The sequence below is a fragment of the Streptomyces sp. JLBT605 genome (assembly GCF_058215555.1).
The window spans coordinates 2,684,521-2,705,074 of sequence record NZ_CM177087.1 but is presented as its reverse complement, the minus strand read 5'-3'; the positions used below and the strand labels follow the sequence as shown (position 1 = coordinate 2,705,074).

The 20,554-nt window shown below is 66.8% G+C and carries 15 protein-coding genes and 1 tRNA gene; 15 read left to right on the top strand and 1 reads right to left on the bottom strand.

Features of this window, described 5'->3' with window-relative positions:
* Window positions 1–104: 104 nt before the first annotated feature.
* Complete coding sequence (locus AC4BDD_RS11820; RefSeq protein ID WP_490690956.1) at window positions 105–1,343, bottom strand: pyridoxal phosphate-dependent aminotransferase; 1,239 nt, start codon at window positions 1,341–1,343, stop codon at window positions 105–107.
* 180 nt (window positions 1,344–1,523) lie between these two features.
* Between AC4BDD_RS11820 and AC4BDD_RS11815 the strand changes: the two genes are divergently transcribed.
* From AC4BDD_RS11815 to AC4BDD_RS11745, 15 genes are all read left to right on the top strand, one after another.
* Window positions 1,524–1,596 (top strand) — tRNA-Trp (locus tag AC4BDD_RS11815).
* Window positions 1,597–1,701: 105 nt separating this feature from the next.
* Window positions 1,702–1,992 (top strand): preprotein translocase subunit SecE, encoded by a 291-nt coding sequence (gene secE / locus AC4BDD_RS11810; protein ID WP_490690955.1) that lies wholly within the window; start codon window positions 1,702–1,704, stop codon window positions 1,990–1,992.
* Between the two features lie 77 nt (window positions 1,993–2,069).
* Complete coding sequence (gene nusG / locus AC4BDD_RS11805) at window positions 2,070–2,963, top strand: transcription termination/antitermination protein NusG (protein ID WP_490690954.1); 894 nt, start codon at window positions 2,070–2,072, stop codon at window positions 2,961–2,963.
* Between the two features lie 160 nt (window positions 2,964–3,123).
* Complete coding sequence (gene rplK, locus AC4BDD_RS11800; RefSeq protein ID WP_030412999.1) at window positions 3,124–3,558, top strand: 50S ribosomal protein L11; 435 nt, start codon at window positions 3,124–3,126, stop codon at window positions 3,556–3,558.
* 77 nt (window positions 3,559–3,635) lie between these two features.
* Window positions 3,636–4,352: a 50S ribosomal protein L1 gene (rplA, locus tag AC4BDD_RS11795; RefSeq protein ID WP_490690953.1), complete on the top strand. Its 717-nt coding sequence runs from the start codon at window positions 3,636–3,638 to the stop codon at window positions 4,350–4,352.
* A gap of 189 nt (window positions 4,353–4,541) precedes the next feature.
* Window positions 4,542–5,447, top strand: a complete 906-nt coding sequence (locus AC4BDD_RS11790) for an SCO4651 family lipoprotein (protein ID WP_490690952.1) — start codon at window positions 4,542–4,544, stop codon at window positions 5,445–5,447.
* Between the two features lie 278 nt (window positions 5,448–5,725).
* The gene (gene rplJ / locus AC4BDD_RS11785) at window positions 5,726–6,256 is read left to right on the top strand and encodes a 50S ribosomal protein L10 (RefSeq protein ID WP_490690951.1); all 531 of its coding nucleotides are present in this window, start codon (window positions 5,726–5,728) and stop codon (window positions 6,254–6,256) included.
* 114 nt (window positions 6,257–6,370) lie between these two features.
* Window positions 6,371–6,757, top strand: a complete 387-nt coding sequence (rplL, locus tag AC4BDD_RS11780; RefSeq protein WP_490690950.1) for a 50S ribosomal protein L7/L12 — start codon at window positions 6,371–6,373, stop codon at window positions 6,755–6,757.
* 509 nt (window positions 6,758–7,266) lie between these two features.
* Window positions 7,267–10,752: a DNA-directed RNA polymerase subunit beta gene (rpoB, locus tag AC4BDD_RS11775; RefSeq protein WP_490690949.1), complete on the top strand. Its 3,486-nt coding sequence runs from the start codon at window positions 7,267–7,269 to the stop codon at window positions 10,750–10,752.
* 95 nt (window positions 10,753–10,847) lie between these two features.
* The gene (locus AC4BDD_RS11770; RefSeq protein WP_490690948.1) at window positions 10,848–14,747 is read left to right on the top strand and encodes a DNA-directed RNA polymerase subunit beta'; all 3,900 of its coding nucleotides are present in this window, start codon (window positions 10,848–10,850) and stop codon (window positions 14,745–14,747) included.
* Between the two features lie 346 nt (window positions 14,748–15,093).
* Window positions 15,094–15,465 (top strand): 30S ribosomal protein S12, encoded by a 372-nt coding sequence (rpsL, locus tag AC4BDD_RS11765; RefSeq protein WP_003948652.1) that lies wholly within the window; start codon window positions 15,094–15,096, stop codon window positions 15,463–15,465.
* 2 nt (window positions 15,466–15,467) lie between these two features.
* On the top strand, window positions 15,468–15,938 hold the full coding sequence (rpsG, locus tag AC4BDD_RS11760; protein ID WP_135340137.1) for a 30S ribosomal protein S7: 471 nt from the start codon (window positions 15,468–15,470) through the stop codon (window positions 15,936–15,938).
* 39 nt (window positions 15,939–15,977) lie between these two features.
* Complete coding sequence (gene fusA / locus AC4BDD_RS11755) at window positions 15,978–18,098, top strand: elongation factor G (RefSeq protein WP_490690947.1); 2,121 nt, start codon at window positions 15,978–15,980, stop codon at window positions 18,096–18,098.
* 215 nt (window positions 18,099–18,313) lie between these two features.
* A complete protein-coding gene (gene tuf / locus AC4BDD_RS11750; RefSeq protein ID WP_490690946.1) occupies window positions 18,314–19,507 on the top strand; it encodes an elongation factor Tu in 1,194 nt (397 codons plus the stop codon).
* Window positions 19,508–19,755: 248 nt separating this feature from the next.
* A complete protein-coding gene (locus AC4BDD_RS11745) occupies window positions 19,756–20,529 on the top strand; it encodes a thioesterase II family protein (protein WP_490690945.1) in 774 nt (257 codons plus the stop codon).
* Window positions 20,530–20,554: the final 25 nt, after the last annotated feature.

The following is a 20,554-nucleotide window of genomic DNA, read 5'->3' as shown; positions in this document are numbered from 1 at the left end:
ATGACGGTGCGGCCCCATACGACGGTGCGGGGCCCCGGAAGGCCCCGCACCATGTTCATCGACTCATCGACTCATCGACTCATCGACTCATCGGCCGGCGTGCGTCAGTCGCGCGCCTCGGCGAGCAGCTTCTGGATCCGGGAGACGCCCTCGACCAGGTCCTCATCACCCAGCGCGTACGAAAGCCGCAGGTAGCCGGGGGTGCCGAACGCCTCACCGGGGACCACCGCGACCTCGACCTCGTCGAGGATCAGCGCGGCCAGCTCCACCGAGCTCTGCGGGCGCTTGCCGCGGATCTCCTTGCCCAGCAGGCCCTTCACCGAGGGGTAGGCGTAGAACGCGCCTTGGGGCTCCGGGCAGATCACGCCGTCGATCTCGTTCAGCATCCGCACGATCGTCTGACGGCGCCGGTCGAACGCCTTCCGCATCTCGGCGACCGCGTCCAGGTCACCCGAGACGGCCGCCAGCGCTGCGATCTGCGCCACATTCGAGACGTTGGAGGTCGCGTGCGACTGGAGGTTGGTCGCGGCCTTCACCACGTCCTGCGGGCCGATGACCCAGCCCACCCGCCAGCCGGTCATCGCGTACGTCTTGGCGACACCGTTGACCACGATGCACTTGTCGCGCAGCTCGGGCAGCAGGGCCGGCAGCGAGACGGAGGCCGCGTCGCCGTAGACCAGGTGCTCGTAGATCTCGTCGGTCAGCACCCACAGGCCGTGCTCGACGGCCCAGCGGCCGATCGCCTCGGTCTGCTCCCGGGAGTAGACCGCGCCGGTCGGGTTCGACGGGGAGACGAAGAGCAGCACCTTGGTGTTCTCGGTGCGCGCGGCCTCCAGCTGCTCCACGGAGACGCGGTAGCCGGTGGTCTCGTCGGCCACGACCTCCACCGGCACACCGCCGGCCAGGCGGATCGACTCGGGGTAGGTGGTCCAGTAAGGGGCCGGGACGATGACCTCGTCACCCGGGTCCAGGATCGCGGCGAACGCCTCGTAGATCGCCTGCTTGCCGCCATTGGTCACCAGGACCTGCGACGCCTCGATCTCGTAGCCGGAGTCGCGGAGCGTCTTCGCGGCGATCGCGGCCTTGAGCTCGGGAAGGCCGCCGGCCGGCGTGTAGCGGTGCATCTTCGGGTCGCGGCAGGCGTTCGCGGCGGCCTCGACGATGTAGTCGGGGGTCGGGAAGTCCGGCTCGCCGGCGCCGAAGCCGATCACCGGGCGGCCTGCGGCCTTGAGGGCCTTCGCCTTGGCGTCGACGGCGAGGGTGGCGGACTCGGAGATCGATCCGATCCGGACCGATACCCGGCGCTCGGTGGGTGAGGAAGCGGAAGGAGTCGCAGCGGTCATAGGGGCATCGTCGCAGACGCCCCGGCGGCCCGGCACACGCTTTCACAGGCCGAGAAACGCTTCTCGTTCGACGCGGGGCGCTTCACCACGTATGCTCATGCGTCGTTGGCCACCAACATCCGTTCCGCCCCGCACACTCCGTGCTCCGGGCTGGATGCGGTACGTTGGGTTCAGCCGCAAAGGGTCGTAGCTCAATTGGTAGAGCACCGGTCTCCAAAACCGGCGGTTGGGGGTTCAAGTCCCTCCGGCCCTGCTACACGCATCATCGCTCGGTGCGTGCGCGCGTACGAAAAATATGCACCGCTGTACGGCCGGGCCGGACGCGGCTCGGCCACGACCCGGATTCAGGTGAGGATGAGTGACGGAAGCCCTTGGCTCCACCGCGACGCCTGAAAGCGGTCGGCCTCAGGACGATGTCGCGGCCAAGAAGGGCCGCCGCGGAGGCAAGCGCGGGAAGAAGGGCCCCTTCGGCCGCCTCGCGCTCTTCTACCGTCAGGTTGTCGCGGAGCTGCGCAAGGTCGTCTGGCCCACGCGCAACCAGCTGTCGACGTACACCACCGTCGTGATCCTCTTTGTTGCGATCATGATCGGTCTCGTCACCCTGATTGACTATGGGTTCAGCAACGCCGTCAAGTACGTCTTCGGCTGATCCCTCGCGAGGACGGCTCACGGGTGAGCCGTCCCTTCGCTCGTTCCACCCCTTGAAGCCAGGAAGAAGCAGCCACCGTGTCTGACCCGAACGTGAACGACGCCGTCGAGTCCGTCGAGTCCGTCGAGGACGAGCTCGACATCGTCGAGGCGGCCGACGAGGACCAGGCCGAGGCTGCCGATGCTGCCGCGGGCAGCCCCGCCGAGGAGGCAGCGCTCCACGCCGAGGACGACTCGTCCGACGAGGACGAGGACGCCGCCGAGGACGCGGAGGAGACCGAGCCCGCCGACGCGTCGGATGAGTCGGCCGACGAGGAGTCGGACGACGAGGCCGAGGCCACCGAGGAGACCGTCGTCGACCCGGTCGAGGCCCTCCGCCAGGAGCTCCGCGGCCTGCCCGGCGAGTGGTACGTCATCCACACCTACGCGGGCTACGAGAACCGCGTGAAGACCAACCTCGAGCAGCGCGCCGTCTCGCTGAACGTCGAGGACTACATCTTCCAGGCCGAGGTGCCGCAGGAAGAGGTCGTCCAGATCAAGAACGGCGACCGCCGCACCGTCCGGCAGAACAAGCTCCCCGGCTACGTCCTGGTCCGCATGGACCTGACGAACGAGTCCTGGGGCGTGGTGCGGAACACGCCGGGCGTCACCGGCTTCGTCGGCAACGCCTACGACCCGTACCCGCTGACCCTGGACGAGATCGTCAAGATGCTCGCCCCGGAGGCCGAGGCGAAGGCCGCCAAGGAGGCCGCCGAGGCAGAGGGCCGGCCGGCGCCCAGCCGCAAGGTCGAGGTCCAGGTGCTGGACTTCGAGGTCGGCGACTCGGTCACCGTCACCGACGGCCCCTTCGCGACCCTCCAGGCGACGATCAACGAGATCAACGCCGACTCCAAGAAGGTCAAGGGCCTCGTGGAGATCTTCGGCCGCGAGACCCCGGTCGAGCTGAGCTTCGACCAGATCCAGAAGAACTGATCGAACCCGAACGTCCGAACAGGTCAGACCGGCTTCCACAGCCCGTCTGACCTGCTCGGTTTTTGGCCGCGCGAAGGTACCCGTTATCGTTGTGCGGTATGCCTGCATCCAGATGATCCGGTTGCAGGCGGAAAACTCTCACTAGGACCCGGAGAGAGCAATGCCTCCCAAGAAGAAGAAGGTCACGGGGCTCATCAAGCTCCAGATCCAGGCCGGCGCCGCGAACCCGGCCCCGCCGGTCGGCCCCGCGCTGGGTCAGCACGGCGTCAACATCATGGAGTTCTGCAAGGCCTACAACGCCGCGACCGAGTCGCAGCGTGGCATGGTCGTGCCGGTGGAGATCACGGTCTACGAGGACCGTTCCTTCACCTTCGTCACCAAGACTCCGCCGGCCGCGAAGCTGATCCTCAAGGCCGCGGGTGTGGAGAAGGGCTCCGGCGAGCCGCACAAGACCAAGGTCGCCAAGATCACCCGCGACCAGGTCCGCGACATCGCCACCACCAAGATGCCCGACCTGAACGCCAACGACCTGGACGCCGCCGAGAAGATCATCGCCGGCACCGCCCGCTCCATGGGCATCACGGTCGAAGGCTGATCTCAGCCCCGTACTTCAGTGGCAGGGCCAGGCGCTGGCCCGGACCACGACTCCATCCCTGAACAGCAGGAGCAGCAGTGAAGCGCAGCAAGACTCTTCGCAACGCGGACGCGAAGATCGACCGGGAGCGTCTGTACGCCCCGCTCGAGGCCGTCCGTCTCGCCAAGGACACCTCCTCGACCAAGTTCGACGGCACCGTCGAGGTCGCCTTCCGCCTGGGTGTCGACCCGCGCAAGGCCGACCAGATGGTCCGTGGCACCGTGAACCTTCCGCACGGCACCGGTAAGACCGCCCGGGTCCTGGTCTTCGCGACCGGTGACCGTGCTGCGGCCGCGGAGGCCGCGGGCGCCGACATCGTCGGCTCCGACGAACTGATCGACGAGGTCGCCAAGGGCCGTCTGGACTTCGACGCCGTCGTCGCCACCCCGGACCTCATGGGCAAGGTCGGCCGCCTGGGCCGCGTGCTCGGTCCGCGTGGTCTGATGCCGAACCCGAAGACCGGCACCGTGACCCCCGATGTCGCCAAGGCTGTCACCGACATCAAGGGCGGCAAGATCGAGTTCCGTGTCGACAAGCACTCGAACCTGCACTTCATCATCGGCAAGGTCTCGTTCGACGACACCAAGCTGGTGGAGAACTACGCGGCGGCGCTGGACGAGATCCTCCGTCTGAAGCCGTCCGCCGCCAAGGGCCGGTACATCAAGAAGGCCACCATCACCACCACGATGGGCCCCGGCATCCCGGTCGACTCGAACCGCACCCGCAACCTCCTCGTCGAGGACGAGGCCGTCTGATCTGACGGCATTCGGCGGGCGCACAGCGTTCACCACGGGCCCCACACCCCTCACGGGTGTGGGGCCCGTCGCCGTTCTGTCCCAACCCTGTACCTGTTTTGTCAAGCACATCGCCGGGCGGGTCGCGAGCCGGGCCCGCTCCGCTAGAGTTCTCGGCGAGTTGTCAAGGCAAGGTAAAGAGGGGGGCTTGTGCGTACGTCACGCATGGGAATCCGTATAGCCGCGCTCGCCGGCGGTGTCGTCCTGTCCTTCGGTCTCACCGCCTGCGGCGGAGACGACGACAAGGACGACAAGAGCGGCGGCGCCAGCCAGCCGAGCGGCCAGAAGGGCGGCGTCCCGGGCGGCAGCGCCATCGCCGCGCTGAAGCTGGCCTCCGAGAGCACCGGGAAGCAGGACTCGGCCAAGGTCGAGGGCGTCAACAAGATGGCCGGGACCGACTCCACGATGACCGGCGACATGGAGTGGTCCGGTGGCGGCATGCGCGCCAACCTCACCATCACCCAGTCCGGCGGCCAGGTCACGGGCTCGCCCATGGACGGCAAGCCGATGGACGCCCGCTACACCACCGAGGCCATGTACATGAACCTCGGTGACGCCTTCGCCGCCACCGCGGAGTCGGGCGGCAAGCACTGGGTGAAGTACGACTACGACATCCTGGCCCAGAAGGGCGGCCCGGCCGGCGCCTTCCTCAAGGACCAGCTGCAGAACAACAACCCGGCCCGCTCGGTGGAGCTGCTGATGGCCACCGGCCAGGTGAAGGCGGTCGGCCAGGAGGACGTCAAGGGCGTCCAGGCCACCCACTACACCGGCACGCTCAAGGTGGCGGACCTGGCGAAGATGCAGTCCAAGGAGCTCACCCAGGACGACCTGAACAAGCTCCAGCAGCAGCTGCAGCAGACCGGCACCGAGACCGAGACCATCGACCTGTGGATCGATGGGAACAACCTGCTGGTGAAGAAGCGTGAGTACGGCAAGAACAACGCCGGCGTCTTCGACTCCACGGTCTACTACTCGGACTACGGCACCCAGGTCACCGTGGAGGAGCCGCCGGTCTCGGACACGCTGAACTTCGAGGACGCCCTCCCGCAGCAGTAGTCCACGATCGATTTGCCTGGCCGAGGACCGTTCGCGTAATCTGCCACGGAAGCCAAAGACCGCTGGTCGTTGCTGTGTCTTCGCGAGAAGCACGGCGGCCGAAGGATCCGCTAGCTGCGGGCGACCTGCGCAGGTGACTGTGGACACACTCCCGCGAACGGACCTCGGTCCGACGCGGTCGAGTAACGCCCCGTGCGCCTGCGCCGGGGCGTTTCGTTGTGTACAGGCCCCTTCCCGACGCTATGCGGTCCGAATCACCCGGAAGGAGGCCGAGGCTCATGGCGAGGCCCGACAAGGCTGCCGCGGTTGCCGAGCTGACGGACAAGTTCCGCAGCTCGAACGCCGCCGTGCTGACCGAGTACCGCGGTCTCACCGTGGCACAGCTCAAGCAGCTGCGCCGTTCGCTCGGTGAGAACGCCCAGTACGCCGTGGTGAAGAACACGCTGACCAAGATTGCGGCCAACGAGGCCGGGATCACGCTCGAGGACCAGCTCTTCGCTGGCCCGACGGCGGTTGCCTTCGTCACCGGTGACCCGGTGACGTCGGCGAAGGGTCTTCGTGACTTCGCCAAGGACAACCCGAACCTCATCATCAAGGGCGGCGTGCTTGACGGCAAGCCGCTCTCGGCTGACGAGATCAAGAAGCTTGCGGACCTCGAGTCCCGCGAGGTTCTGCTCAGCAAGCTGGCCGGTGCCATGAAGGGCAAGCAGTCCCAGGCTGCCTCTGTCTTCCAGGCGCTGCCGTCGAAGCTCGTCCGCACCGCGGACGCGCTTCGCGCCAAGCAGGCCGAGCAGGGCGGTGCCGAGTAATTCGGCTCGCGCATTGATCAGCGCCGCATAAGAGCGGCGGCCTGATCGCAGCGGGCCGCACGCCCGCCGACATGTACATCCGGCACCTGCCGATTTAGTGGAAGGACCGCCATCATGGCGAAGCTCACCCAGGACGAGCTGCTCGCGCAGTTCGAGGAGATGACCCTCATCGAGCTCTCCGGGTTCGTGAAGGCCTTCGAGGAGAAGTTCGACGTCACCGCCGCCGCCGCCGCGCCGGTCGTCGTTGCCGGTGCCGCTGGTGGCGCCGCCGCCGAGGCCGTCGAGGAGAAGGACGAGTTCGACGTCATCCTCACCGGCGCCGGCGACAAGAAGATCCAGGTCATCAAGGTCGTGCGTGAGCTGACCTCGCTGGGCCTGAAGGAGGCCAAGGACCTGGTCGACGGCACCCCGAAGCCGGTCCTGGAGAAGGTCGCCAAGGACGCCGCCGACAAGGCCAAGGAGGCCCTCGAGGGCGCCGGCGCCTCCGTCGAGGTCAAGTGACCTTGGTGAGTCTCTGACTCGATCGTACGAAGGGCGATCACCCGTTGGGGTGGTCGCCCTTCGGCGTTCCCGGGACGGCTGCGTTGCCTTCCGCGTCCCGCCGGGTAGGGTGATCTTCGTTGGTCACCGCCACACCCTGTGAGGATCCACGCGCTTGTGGGGGCCTTGACGAACGGCACGCAGCGCGCAATTCTCAGGACGCGACGACACACGATCCGTAAGTCCGAGGCATGGATCGCACGTGAAGTGGGCAGTATCGGGATGCACCTTCCGGAGGAAGAGGTGGGAGCAGCGCACCGGTCTTGGAAGACCCTGCCCTGGACATCAGTGGGCCAAGTGGCTACACTGACCCTTTGCGCTGCCTGTTAGCTGCCCCCTGCCCGTCACCAGGGGCATGCCCACCGTCGAGCACAGCCGATAGAAATGCCCTGACCTGGGATTTCCGTCCTTGTGTTCATGGTGGGACCGGTACGCGCGTAGTGAGTCCGAGCCCTCGGAAGGACCCCCTCTTGGCCGCCTCGCGCAACGCCTCGACCGCCAATACGAACAACGGCGCCAGCACCGCCCCGCTGCGCATCTCCTTTGCGAAGATCAAGGAGCCCCTCGAGGTTCCGAACCTCCTCGCGCTGCAGACCGAGAGCTTCGATTGGCTGCTCGGCAATGCCGCCTGGAAGGCTCGCGTCGAGGCTGCGCTGGACAGTGGTCAGGACGTCCCCACCAAGTCCGGTCTGGAGGAGATCTTCGAGGAGATCTCCCCGATCGAGGACTTCTCCGGGTCGATGTCGCTGACCTTCCGTGACCACCGCTTCGAGCCGCCGAAGAACTCCATCGACGAGTGCAAGGAGCGCGACTTCACGTACGCGGCCCCGCTCTTCGTCACCGCGGAGTTCACCAACAACGAGACCGGTGAGATCAAGTCCCAGACGGTCTTCATGGGCGACTTCCCGCTCATGACCAACAAGGGCACCTTCTGCATCAACGGCACCGAGCGTGTCGTCGTCTCGCAGCTGGTCCGCTCGCCGGGCGTCTACTTCGACAGCCAGATCGACAAGACCTCCGACAAGGACATCTTCACCGCCAAGATCATCCCCTCCCGGGGTGCCTGGCTGGAGATGGAGGTCGACAAGCGCGACATGGTCGGTGTCCGTATCGACCGCAAGCGCAAGCAGTCCGTCACCGTCCTGCTCAAGGCGCTCGGCTGGACCACCGAGCAGATCCTCGAGGAGTTCGGCGAGTACGAGTCGATGCGCGCCACCCTGGAGAAGGACCACACCCAGGGCCAGGACGACGCGCTGCTCGACATCTACCGCAAGCTGCGTCCGGGCGAGCCGCCGACGCGTGAGGCCGCCCAGACGCTGCTGGAGAACCTCTACTTCAACCCCAAGCGCTACGACCTGGCCAAGGTCGGCCGCTACAAGGTCAACAAGAAGCTGGGCGCGGACGCTCCGCTGGACGCCGGTGTGCTGACCGTCGACGATGTCATCGCGACGATCAAATACCTGGTCAAGCTGCACGCGGGCGAGAGCGAGACGGTCGGCGAGAACGGCAACTCGATCGTCGTCGAGACCGACGACATCGACCACTTCGGCAACCGCCGCCTGCGCAACGTCGGCGAGCTCATCCAGAACCAGGTCCGCACCGGTCTGGCCCGTATGGAGCGCGTCGTCCGCGAGCGGATGACCACCCAGGACGTCGAGGCGATCACGCCGCAGACCCTGATCAACATCCGGCCGGTCGTCGCCTCCATCAAGGAGTTCTTCGGCACCAGCCAGCTGTCCCAGTTCATGGACCAGACCAACCCGCTGTCGGGCCTGACCCACAAGCGTCGTCTGTCGGCGCTGGGTCCGGGTGGTCTCTCCCGTGAGCGGGCCGGCTTCGAGGTCCGTGACGTCCACCCGTCGCACTACGGCCGCATGTGCCCGATCGAGACCCCTGAAGGCCCGAACATCGGTCTGATCGGCTCGCTCGCCTCCTACGGCCGGGTCAACGCCTTCGGTTTCGTCGAGACCCCGTACCGCAAGGTCGACGAGAACGGTGTCGTCACCGAGACGGTGCACTTCCTCACCGCCGATGAGGAGGACCGCTTCGTCATCGCCCAGGCGAACGCGCCGCTGACCGAGGACAACCGCTTCGAGGAAGCCCGCGTCCTGGTCCGCCGCCGCGGCGGTGAGATCGACTACGTGGCCCCGGCCGACGTGGACTACATGGACGTCTCGCCGCGCCAGATGGTGTCGGTCGCGACCGCCATGATCCCGTTCCTCGAGCACGACGACGCCAACCGCGCGCTCATGGGATCGAACATGATGCGCCAGGCCGTCCCGCTGATCAAGGCCGAGGCGCCGCTGGTCGGCACCGGCATGGAGTACCGCTGCGCGGTCGACGCCGGCGACGTCATCAAGGCCGAGAAGGACGGTGTCGTCCAGGAGGTCTCCGCCGACTACGTCACGGTGGCCAACGACGACGGCACCTACACCACCTACCGGGTGGCCAAGTTCTCCCGCTCCAACCAGGGCACCTCCTTCAACCAGAAGGTCGTCGTGGACGAGGGTGCGCGGGTCGTCGAGGGCCAGGTCCTCGCCGACGGTCCGTCCACCGACGAGGGCGAGATGGCGCTCGGCAAGAACCTCCTCGTGGCGTTCATGCCGTGGGAGGGCCACAACTACGAGGACGCGATCATCCTCAGCCAGCGCCTGGTGCAGGACGACGTCCTCTCCTCGATCCACATCGAGGAGCACGAGGTCGACGCCCGTGACACCAAGCTCGGCCCCGAGGAGATCACCCGGGACATCCCGAACGTCTCCGAGGAGGTCCTGGCCGACCTCGACGAGCGCGGCATCATCCGCATCGGCGCCGAGGTCATCGCCGGCGACATCCTGGTCGGCAAGGTCACCCCGAAGGGTGAGACCGAGCTGACCCCGGAGGAGCGCCTGCTCCGCGCGATCTTCGGTGAGAAGGCCCGTGAGGTCCGTGACACCTCGCTGAAGGTGCCGCACGGCGAGACCGGCAAGGTCATCGGCGTCCGCGTCTTCGACCGCGAGGAGGGCGACGAGCTGCCGCCGGGCGTGAACCAGCTGGTCCGCGTCTACGTCGCGCAGAAGCGCAAGATCACCGACGGTGACAAGCTCGCCGGCCGTCACGGCAACAAGGGCGTCATCTCGAAGATCCTGCCGGTCGAGGACATGCCGTTCCTGGAGGACGGCACCCCGGTCGACATCATCCTCAACCCGCTCGGTGTCCCGTCCCGAATGAACCCGGGACAGGTCCTGGAGATCCACCTCGGCTGGCTCGCCTCCCGGGGCTGGAAGGTCGAGGGCAGCGAGGAGTGGATGCAGCGTCTGCAGGCGATCGGCGCCGACGACGTCGCTCCCGGCACCAACGTCGCCACCCCGGTCTTCGACGGTGCGCGCGAGGACGAGATCGCGGGTCTCTTCGAGTCCACGATCCCGAACCGCGACGGCGACCGGCTGGTGCTGCCGTCCGGTAAGGCGAGGCTGTTCGACGGCCGCTCCGGCGAGCCGTTCCCGGACCCGATCTCGGTCGGGTACATGTACATCCTCAAGCTGCACCACCTGGTGGACGACAAGCTGCACGCCCGGTCCACCGGCCCGTACTCGATGATCACCCAGCAGCCGCTGGGTGGTAAGGCTCAGTTCGGTGGCCAGCGCTTCGGTGAGATGGAGGTGTGGGCGCTGGAGGCTTACGGCGCCGCGTACGCCCTCCAGGAGCTGCTGACCATCAAGTCCGACGACGTCACCGGCCGCGTGAAGGTCTACGAGGCCATCGTCAAGGGCGAGAACATCCCGGAGCCCGGCATCCCCGAGTCCTTCAAGGTGCTCATCAAGGAGATGCAGTCCCTGTGCCTCAACGTGGAGGTGCTGTCCTCGGACGGCATGTCCATCGAGATGCGTGACACCGACGAGGACGTCTTCCGCGCTGCGGAGGAGCTCGGTATCGACCTGTCCCGGCGCGAGCCGAGCAGCGTCGAAGAGGTCTGACGGGCCTGGCCGGGGCTTGGAACCCAAGCCCCGGCCGTCCCCGGACCCCAGTCAGACCCCTGAAGACACGACCCTGAAAGAGGGATTGACGACAAGTGCTCGACGTCAACTTCTTCGACGAGCTGCGGATCGGCCTGGCGACCGCGGACGACATCCGACAGTGGTCCCACGGCGAGGTCAAGAAGCCGGAGACCATCAACTACCGCACCCTGAAGCCGGAAAAGGACGGACTCTTCTGCGAGAAGATCTTCGGCCCCACCCGGGACTGGGAGTGCTACTGCGGTAAGTACAAGCGTGTCCGCTTCAAGGGCATCATCTGCGAGCGCTGCGGTGTCGAGGTCACTCGCGCCAAGGTGCGCCGTGAGCGGATGGGCCACATCGAGCTGGCCGCTCCCGTCACCCACATCTGGTACTTCAAGGGCGTTCCGTCGCGGCTGGGCTACCTGCTCGACCTCGCCCCGAAGGACCTCGAGAAGGTCATCTACTTCGCCGCGTACATGATCACGTACGTGGACGAGGAGCGCCGCACCCGCGACCTGCCCTCGCTGGAGGCCCACGTCTCCGTCGAGCGTCAGCAGATCGAGCAGCGCCGCGACGCCGACCTGGAAGCCCGCGCCAAGAAGCTCGAGACCGACCTGGCCGAGCTGGAGGCCGAGGGCGCCAAGGCCGATGTGCGCCGCAAGGTGCGCGAGGGCGCCGAGCGTGAGATGAAGCAGCTGCGCGACCGCGCGCAGCGCGAGATCGACCGTCTCGACGAGGTGTGGAACCGCTTCAAGAACCTCAAGGTCCAGGACCTCGAGGGCGACGAGCTGCTCTACCGCGAGCTGCGTGACCGCTTCGGCACGTACTTCGACGGGTCGATGGGTGCCGCGGCGCTGCAGAAGCGCCTGGAGACCTTCGACCTGGAGGAGGAGGCCGAGCGCCTCCGCGAGATCATCCGGACCGGCAAGGGCCAGAAGAAGACCCGTGCGCTCAAGCGCCTCAAGGTCGTCTCCGCCTTCCTGCAGACCCGCAACAGCCCCAAGGGCATGGTGCTGGACTGCATCCCCGTGATCCCGCCGGACCTGCGTCCGATGGTGCAGCTGGACGGTGGCCGCTTCGCGACCTCCGACCTGAACGACCTGTACCGCCGTGTGATCAACCGGAACAACCGTCTGAAGCGTCTGCTCGACCTCGGTGCCCCCGAGATCATCGTGAACAACGAGAAGCGGATGCTGCAGGAGGCCGTCGACGCGCTGTTCGACAACGGCCGCCGCGGTCGCCCGGTGACCGGCCCCGGTAACCGCCCGCTGAAGTCCCTCAGCGACATGCTGAAGGGTAAGCAGGGTCGCTTCCGTCAGAACCTGCTCGGCAAGCGAGTCGACTACTCGGCCCGTTCGGTCATCGTCGTCGGCCCGCAGCTGAAGCTGCACCAGTGTGGTCTGCCCAAGGCCATGGCGCTGGAGCTGTTCAAGCCGTTCGTGATGAAGCGCCTGGTCGACCTGAACCACGCGCAGAACATCAAGTCGGCCAAGCGCATGGTCGAGCGCGGCCGCACCGTGGTGTACGACGTCCTCGAAGAGGTCATCGCCGAGCACCCGGTGCTGCTGAACCGTGCGCCCACCCTGCACCGCCTCGGCATCCAGGCCTTCGAGCCGCAGCTGGTCGAGGGCAAGGCCATCCAGATCCACCCGCTCGTGTGCACCGCGTTCAACGCGGACTTCGACGGTGACCAGATGGCCGTGCACCTGCCGCTCTCCGCGGAGGCGCAGGCCGAGGCCCGCATCCTGATGCTGTCCTCGAACAACATCCTCAAGCCGGCCGACGGCCGGCCGGTGACCATGCCGACCCAGGACATGGTGCTGGGCCTGTTCTTCCTCACCACCGACGAGGAGGAGCGCAAGGTCATCGGCGAGGGCCGGTCCTTCGGCTCCACCGCCGAGGCGATCATGGCGTTCGACGCCCGCGAGCTCTCGCTCCAGGCGAAGATCGACATCCGCTTCCCGGTCGGCACCGTCCCGCCGCGCGGCTGGACCCCGCCGGTCGCCGAGGAGGGCGAGCCGGAGTGGCAGCAGGGTGACAGCTTCCGGCTGCGCACCACGCTGGGCCGCGCGCTCTTCAACGAGCTGCTGCCCGAGGACTACCCGTTCGTCGACTACTCGGTGGGCAAGAAGCAGCTCTCCGAGATCGTCAACGACCTCGCCGAGCGCTACCCGAAGGTCATCGTCGCGGCGACCCTGGACAACCTGAAGGCGGCCGGTTTCCACTGGGCCACCCGTTCCGGTGTCACCGTCGCGATCTCCGACGTCGTCGTCCCCGAGGCCAAGAAGGCCATCGTCGCGGGGTACGAGGCGCAGGACGAGAAGGTCCAGAAGCAGTACGAGCGCGGTCTGATCACCAAGGACGAGCGCACGCAGGAGCTCATCGCGATCTGGACCAAGGCGACCAACGAGGTCGCCGAGGCGATGAACGCGAACTTCCCCAAGACCAACCCCATCTTCATGATGGTTGACTCGGGCGCCCGAGGAAACATGATGCAGATGCGGCAGATCGCCGGTATGCGTGGTCTGGTGTCGAACGCGAAGAACGAGACCATCCCGCGTCCGATCAAGGCCTCGTTCCGCGAGGGTCTGTCCGTGCTGGAGTACTTCATCTCCACCCACGGTGCCCGTAAGGGTCTCGCCGACACCGCCCTGCGTACCGCCGACTCGGGTTACCTGACCCGTCGTCTGGTGGACGTCTCGCAGGACGTGATCATCCGCGAGGAGGACTGCGGCACCGAGCGCGGCCTGAAGCTGGCGATCGCGTCCAAGGGCGCGGACGGCGTGCTGCGCAAGACGGACGACGTCGAGACCAGCGTGTACGCGCGCTGCCTCGCCGAGGACATCGTGGTCGACGGCAAGGTGCTGGCCCCGGCCGGTACCGACCTGGGCGACGTGCTCATCCAGGAGCTCGTCCGGCACGGCGTCGAGCAGGTCAAGACCCGCTCGGTCCTCACCTGCGAGTCCGCCGTCGGCACCTGTGCCATGTGCTACGGCCGCTCGCTGGCCACCGGCAAGCTGGTGGACATCGGTGAGGCGGTCGGCATCATCGCCGCCCAGTCCATCGGTGAGCCCGGTACCCAGCTGACGATGCGTACCTTCCACACCGGTGGTGTGGCCGGTGACGACATCACCCAGGGTCTGCCGCGTGTCGTCGAGCTCTTCGAGGCCCGTACGCCCAAGGGTGTCGCGCCGATCTCGGAGGCGGCCGGCCGCGTCCGGATCGAGGAGACCGAGAAGACCAAGAAGATCGTCGTCACCCCGGACGACGGCTCCGACGAGACCGCCTACGGCATCTCGAAGCGTGCCCGTCTGCTGGTGGAGGAGGGCGACCACGTCGAGGTCGGCCAGGCGCTGACCGTGGGTGCCACCAACCCGCACGACGTGCTGCGCATCCTCGGCCAGCGCGCCGTCCAGGTGCACCTGGTCGGCGAGGTCCAGAAGGTCTACAACTCGCAGGGTGTGTCGATCCACGACAAGCACATCGAGATCATCATCCGGCAGATGCTGCGCCGCGTGACGATCATCGAGTCCGGCGACGCGGAGCTGCTGCCGGGCGAGCTCGTGGAGCGCTCGCGCTTCGAGTCGGAGAACCGCCGTGTGGTCACCGAGGGCGGTCACCCCGCCTCCGGCCGTCCGCAGCTGATGGGTATCACCAAGGCCTCGCTGGCGACCGAGTCGTGGCTGTCGGCGGCGTCCTTCCAGGAGACCACCAGGGTCCTGACCGACGCGGCGATCAACGCCAAGTCGGACTCCCTGATCGGCCTCAAGGAGAACGTCATCATCGGTAAGCTCATCCCGGCCGGTACGGGCCTGTCCCGCTACCGCAACATCCGGGTCGAGCCGACCGAGGAGGCCAAGGCCGCGATGTACTCGGCCGTCGGTTACGACGACATCGACTACTCGCCGTTCGGCACCGGCTCCGGCCAGGCGGTTCCGCTGGAGGACTACGACTACGGTCCGTACAACCAGTGAGCTGACCTGCGTCAGCCATGACCACAAGGCGGTCACCCCTCGCGGGTGGCCGCCTTGCGGCGCTATGCTGCGGGTTCCGTGTGCCTTGGTGCGTGTGCATTTGTTTTGACCGGAGCCCATGCTGTAGGTACGCTCTGACCTTGTGCCTGGGGTGTCCCCGGGCTTCCGTGCGCGCTCGATCCGGTTCGGCCGGAGAGCGACCCGCACGGGGCCCGAGGTGTCGACACCAAAATCTGCACTCTCTCGCATTCGCGGAGGTCTGCAGTTCGCGACACACCCGACCGCGTGGGTCGGAGAATGCCCCGGGTTAGCTTTACTGAGACGGCACACAGAAACCGGAGAAACGGTGCCTACGATCCAGCAGCTGGTCCGCAAGGGCCGGCAGGACAAGGTCGAGAAGAACAAGACGCCCGCACTCGAGGGATCCCCTCAGCGTCGCGGCGTCTGCACGCGTGTTTTCACGACCACCCCGAAGAAGCCGAACTCGGCCCTGCGTAAGGTCGCGCGTGTGCGTCTGACCAGCGGCATCGAGGTCACCGCTTACATTCCGGGTGAGGGCCACAACCTGCAGGAGCACTCCATCGTGCTCGTGCGTGGCGGTCGTGTGAAGGACCTGCCGGGTGTTCGTTACAAGATCATCCGCGGCTCCCTCGACACGCAGGGCGTCAAGAACCGCAAGCAGGCTCGCAGCCGCTACGGCGCCAAGAAGGAGAAGTAAGAATGCCTCGTAAGGGCCCCGCCCCGAAGCGCCCGGTCATCATCGACCCGGTCTACAACTCTCCTCTTGTCACCTCGCTGATCAACAAGATCCTGCTGAACGGCAAGCGGTCCACCGCTGAGCGCATCGTGTACGGCGCCATGGAGGGCCTGCGCGAGAAGACCGGCAACGACCCGGTCATCACCCTCAAGCGCGCGCTCGAGAACGTGAAGCCGGCTCTCGAGGTCAAGTCCCGCCGTGTCGGTGGCGCCACCTACCAGGTGCCGGTCGAGGTCAAGCCCGGCCGCGCCTCCACCCTCGCGCTGCGCTGGCTCGTGGGCTACTCCCGCGCCCGTCGCGAGAAGACCATGACCGAGCGCCTGATGAACGAGCTGCTGGACGCCAGCAACGGTCTGGGCGCCTCCGTCAAGCGTCGCGAGGACACCCACAAGATGGCCGAGTCCAACAAGGCCTTCGCGCACTACCGCTGGTAGTCGCTACCCCCATCGAGATCCGAGAGAAGACTGAGCCAAATGGCCACCACTTCGCTTGACCTGGCCAGGGTCCGCAACATCGGGATCATGGCCCACATCGACGCGGGCAAGACGACCACCACCGAGCGGATCCTGTTCTACACCGGTGTTTCGTACAAGATCGGTGAGGTCCACGACGGCGCTGCCACGATGGACTGGATGGAGCAGGAGCAGGAGCGCGGCATCACGATCACGTCGGCCGCGACGACCTGTCACTGGTCGCTCGAGGACGTCGATCACACCATCAACATCATCGACACCCCGGGTCACGTCGACTTCACCGTTGAGGTGGAGCGTTCGCTGCGTGTCCTCGACGGTGCCGTCACGGTGTTCGACGGTGTCGCCGGTGTCGAGCCCCAGTCCGAGACCGTGTGGCGTCAGGCGGACCGCTACGGCGTGCCGCGTATCTGCTTCGTCAACAAGCTGGACCGCACCGGTGCGGAGTTCCACCGCTGCGTCGACATGATCGTCGACCGCCTCGGTGCGACCCCGATCGTCATGCAGCTGCCGATCGGCGCTGAGGCGGACTTCAAGGGTGTCGTCGACCTGGTCCGGATGAAGGCTCTGGTGTGGTCCGCCGAGGCCACCAAGGGCGAGATGTACGACGTCGTCGACATCCCGGACACCCACATCGAGGCTGCCGAGGAGTACCGCGGCAAGCTGCTCGAGGTCGTCGCCGAGAACGACGAAGAGATGATGGAGCTGTACCTGGAGGGCCAGGAGCCCACCGAGGAGCAGCTGTACGCGGCCGTGCGCCGCATCACCATCAACTCCGGCAAGGGCGGCGGCACCACCGTCACCCCGGTGTTCTGCGGCACCGCGTTCAAGAACAAGGGCGTCCAGCCCCTGCTCGACGCGGTCATTCGCTACCTGCCCTCCCCGATCGACATCGAGGCGATCGAGGGCCAGGCCGTGAACAACCCGGACGAGGTCATCAAGCGCAAGCCGTCCGATGACGAGCCGCTGTCGGCGCTGGCGTTCAAGATCATGAGCGACCCGCACCTCGGCAAGCTCACCTTCGTCCGCATCTACTCCGGACGCCTGGAGTCGGGCTCTCAGGTCCAGAACTCCGTCAAGGGCAAGAAGGAGCGCATCGGCAAGATCTACCGCATGCACGCCAACAAGCGTGAGGAGATCGAGTCGGTGGGTGCCGGTGACATCGTCGCCGTCATGGGCCTGAAGCAGACCACCACGGGTGAGACGCTCTGTGACTCGGCGCAGCCGGTGATCCTGGAGTCCATGGACTTCCCGGCCCCGGTGATCGAGGTCGCCATCGAGCCGAAGTCCAAGGGCGACCAGGAGAAGCTGGGTGTCGCCATCCAGCGCCTGGCCGAGGAGGACCCGTCCTTCCGCGTCAAGACTGACGAGGAGACCGGCCAGACCATCATCTCCGGCATGGGCGAGCTGCACCTGGACGTGCTGGTCGACCGTATGCGCCGTGAGTTCAAGGTGGAGGCGAACGTCGGTAAGCCGCAGGTGGCCTACCGCGAGACCCTCCGCAAGGCGGTCGAGCGCCTCGACTACACCCACAAGAAGCAGACTGGTGGTTCCGGCCAGTTCGCGAAGGTGCAGATCGCGCTCGAGCCCCTCGAGGGCGACGGCTACGAGTTCGAGAACAAGGTCACCGGTGGCCGTGTCCCGCGGGAGTACATCCCGTCCGTGGACGCCGGCTGCCAGGAGGCCATGGAGTTCGGCGTGCTGGCCGGCTACCCGCTGACGGGTGTCAAGGTCACGCTGCTCGACGGTGCCTACCACGAGGTCGACTCCTCCGAGATGGCCTTCAAGATCGCCGGTTCGATGGCCTTCAAGGAGGCCGCCCGCAAGGCCAGCCCGGCCCTGCTCGAGCCGATGATGAAGGTCGAGGTCACCACGCCCGAGGACTACATGGGCGATGTGATCGGCGACATCAACTCCCGCCGTGGACAGATTCAGTCCATGGAGGACCGCAGTGGCGCCAAGCTGGTCACCGGCCTGGTTCCGCTGTCCGAGATGTTCGGCTACGTCGGAGACCTGCGCAGCAAGACCTCTGGCCGCGCCAGCTACTCCATGCAGTTCGACTCCTACGCCGAGGTTCCCAAGAACGTCGCCGAGGAGATCATCGCGAAGGCCAAGGGCGAGTAACACTTCGTTGCCAACCCCTTTAGGCTGGAGCTAATGGCATCGGGGCATACCGTCACAGACCGCACCATGTGGTCTGTGACGGGGCCCCGGCCGCCGGCCCCAGAAACGAATACGGCGAAGGGAATCCCCCCTCGGGGTCCTGGCCGGTTCGGTAAGACCACCTGAACGACATCCACAAAGAGTGGGTGCGTACAGAACCACACAGGAGGACCCCAGTGGCGAAGGCGAAGTTCGAGCGGACTAAGCCGCACGTCAACATCGGCACCATCGGTCACGTCGACCACGGTAAGACCACTCTTACCGCGGCGATCACCAAGGTGCTGCACGACGCGTACCCGGACCTGAACCCCTTCACGCCGTTCGACGAGATCGACAAGGCGCCGGAGGAGCGGCAGCGCGGTATCACCATCTCCATCGCGCACGTCGAGTACCAGACCGAGTCGCGTCACTACGCCCACGTCGACTGCCCGGGTCACGCGGACTACATCAAGAACATGATCACCGGTGCGGCGCAGATGGACGGCGCCATCCTGGTGGTCGCCGCCACCGACGGCCCGATGCCGCAGACCAAGGAGCACGTGCTCCTGGCCCGCCAGTCCGGCGTTCCGTACATCGTCGTCGCCCTGAACAAGGCCGACATGGTGGACGACGAGGAGATCCTGGAGCTCGTCGAGCTCGAGGTCCGTGAGCTCCTCAACGAGTACGAGTTCGACGGCGACGCCGCTCCGGTCGTCCAGGTCTCCGCGCTGAAGGCGCTGGAGGGCGACAAGGAGTGGGGCGAGAAGCTCCTCGGCCTGATGAAGGCTGTCGACGAGAACATCCCGCAGCCCGAGCGTGACGTCGACAAGCCGTTCCTGATGCCGATCGAGGACGTCTTCACCATCACCGGTCGCGGTACGGTCGTCACCGGCCGTATCGAGCGTGGTGTCCTCAAGGTCAACGAGCCGGTCGACATCATCGGCATCAAGACCGAGAAGACCTCGACCACCGTCACCGGTATCGAGATGTTCCGCAAGCTGCTCGACGAGGGCCAGGCCGGTGAGAACGTCGGTCTGCTCCTCCGTGGCATCAAGCGCGAGGACGTCGAGCGCGGCCAGTGCATCATCAAGCCGGGTTCGGTCACCCCGCACACCGAGTTCGAGGCCACGGCCTACATCCTGTCGAAGGACGAGGGTGGCCGCCACACCCCGTTCTTCAACAACTACCGCCCGCAGTTCTACTTCCGTACCACGGACGTGACCGGCGTGGTGACCCTCAAGGAGGGCACCGAGATGGTCATGCCGGGCGACAACGCCGAGATGAGCGTCAGCCTCATCCAGCCGGTCGCCATGGAGGAGGGCCTGCGCTTCACCATCCGTGAGGGTGGCCGCACCGTCGGCGCCGGCCAGGTCACCAAGATCAACAAGTGACCCAGGTGATCTGAACCGCTCTGCCTTCGGGCAGGCGGCTCGGGGCGGGCCCGCACATCTTCGGATGTGCGGGCCCGCCCTTTTTGCTTTTCCGCGCCCGTTTGCTCCCCGGTGCGGGATATGACCGGTCGGCATAGGGGGTGGTCGGCGCAGATATGTCGGCGATAGGGGTTTCGCCCGACGCTGCCCGGGGGCGAATCTTGCTGCCCGGTCCGAACTCACCCGCTCTCACGGATGGGAATGATCACGTGTCTCCCCGGCCAGACGATTACGACCTGTGGATCCGGCGTTTCCACCCTGCCCCGGACAGTGCTGTCAGCCTGGTGTGTCTGCCGCACGCAGGAGGCTCGGCCAGCGCGTACTTCCCGATCTCCGAGGCGCTCTCCCCGTCCGTCGAGGTGCTCGCGGTGCAGTACCCCGGCCGGCAGGACCGCAGATGGGAGGCGCCGGCGCGCAGTGCCGGGGAGCTGGCGGCGGGGGTCGCCGAGGTGCTCAAGGGGACCATCGACCGGCCGCTGGCGCTCTTCGGGCACAGCATGGGCGCGGCGGTGGCCTTCGAGCTGACCCGGATCCTGGAGCGGGAGCAGGGCATCACCCCCGTCCAGCTCTTCGCCTCGGGCCGGTGCGCGCCGTCCCAGCAGCTGTACGCCCCGCAGATGCGGGCCCCGTCCGACGCGGACGTGGTGGAGGAGCTGAAGCGGCTCAGCGGGACGGACGCGCAGATCCTGGCGGACGCGGGGCTGCTGAAGATCTTCCTGCCGGTGGTCCGGGCGGACTACGCGGTGGCCGGCAGCTACCGCAGCGAGTCCGGGGCCCGGGTGGGGTGCCCGGTCACGGTCCTGGTGGGGGACGCCGACCCGGAGACCACCCTGGGGGAGGCCCGCGCCTGGGAGGCGCACACCACCGGCGAGTTCGACCTGCACGTCTTCCCCGGCGGCCACTTCTACCTGGAGGACAACCGCTCCGCGGTGGTCAACCTGATCTCGGACGTGCTGCTGCCGATCTGCACAGGGCGCGACTGACCCGGGCGAGGCCGGGCCGAGGGGG

Bases quoted from the DNA above. Each gene is read 5' to 3' on its own strand.
- AC4BDD_RS11820 (WP_490690956.1), bottom strand. From the start codon at position 1,343: ATGACCGCTGCGACTCCTTCCGCTTCCTCACCCACCGAGCGCCGGGTA.
- rplK (WP_030412999.1), top strand. From the start codon at position 3,124: ATGCCTCCCAAGAAGAAGAAGGTCACGGGGCTCATCAAGCTCCAGATC.
- rplJ (WP_490690951.1), top strand. From the start codon at position 5,726: ATGGCGAGGCCCGACAAGGCTGCCGCGGTTGCCGAGCTGACGGACAAG.
- rplL (WP_490690950.1), top strand. From the start codon at position 6,371: ATGGCGAAGCTCACCCAGGACGAGCTGCTCGCGCAGTTCGAGGAGATG.
- rpsG (WP_135340137.1), top strand. From the start codon at position 15,468: ATGCCTCGTAAGGGCCCCGCCCCGAAGCGCCCGGTCATCATCGACCCG.
- fusA (WP_490690947.1), top strand. From the start codon at position 15,978: ATGGCCACCACTTCGCTTGACCTGGCCAGGGTCCGCAACATCGGGATC.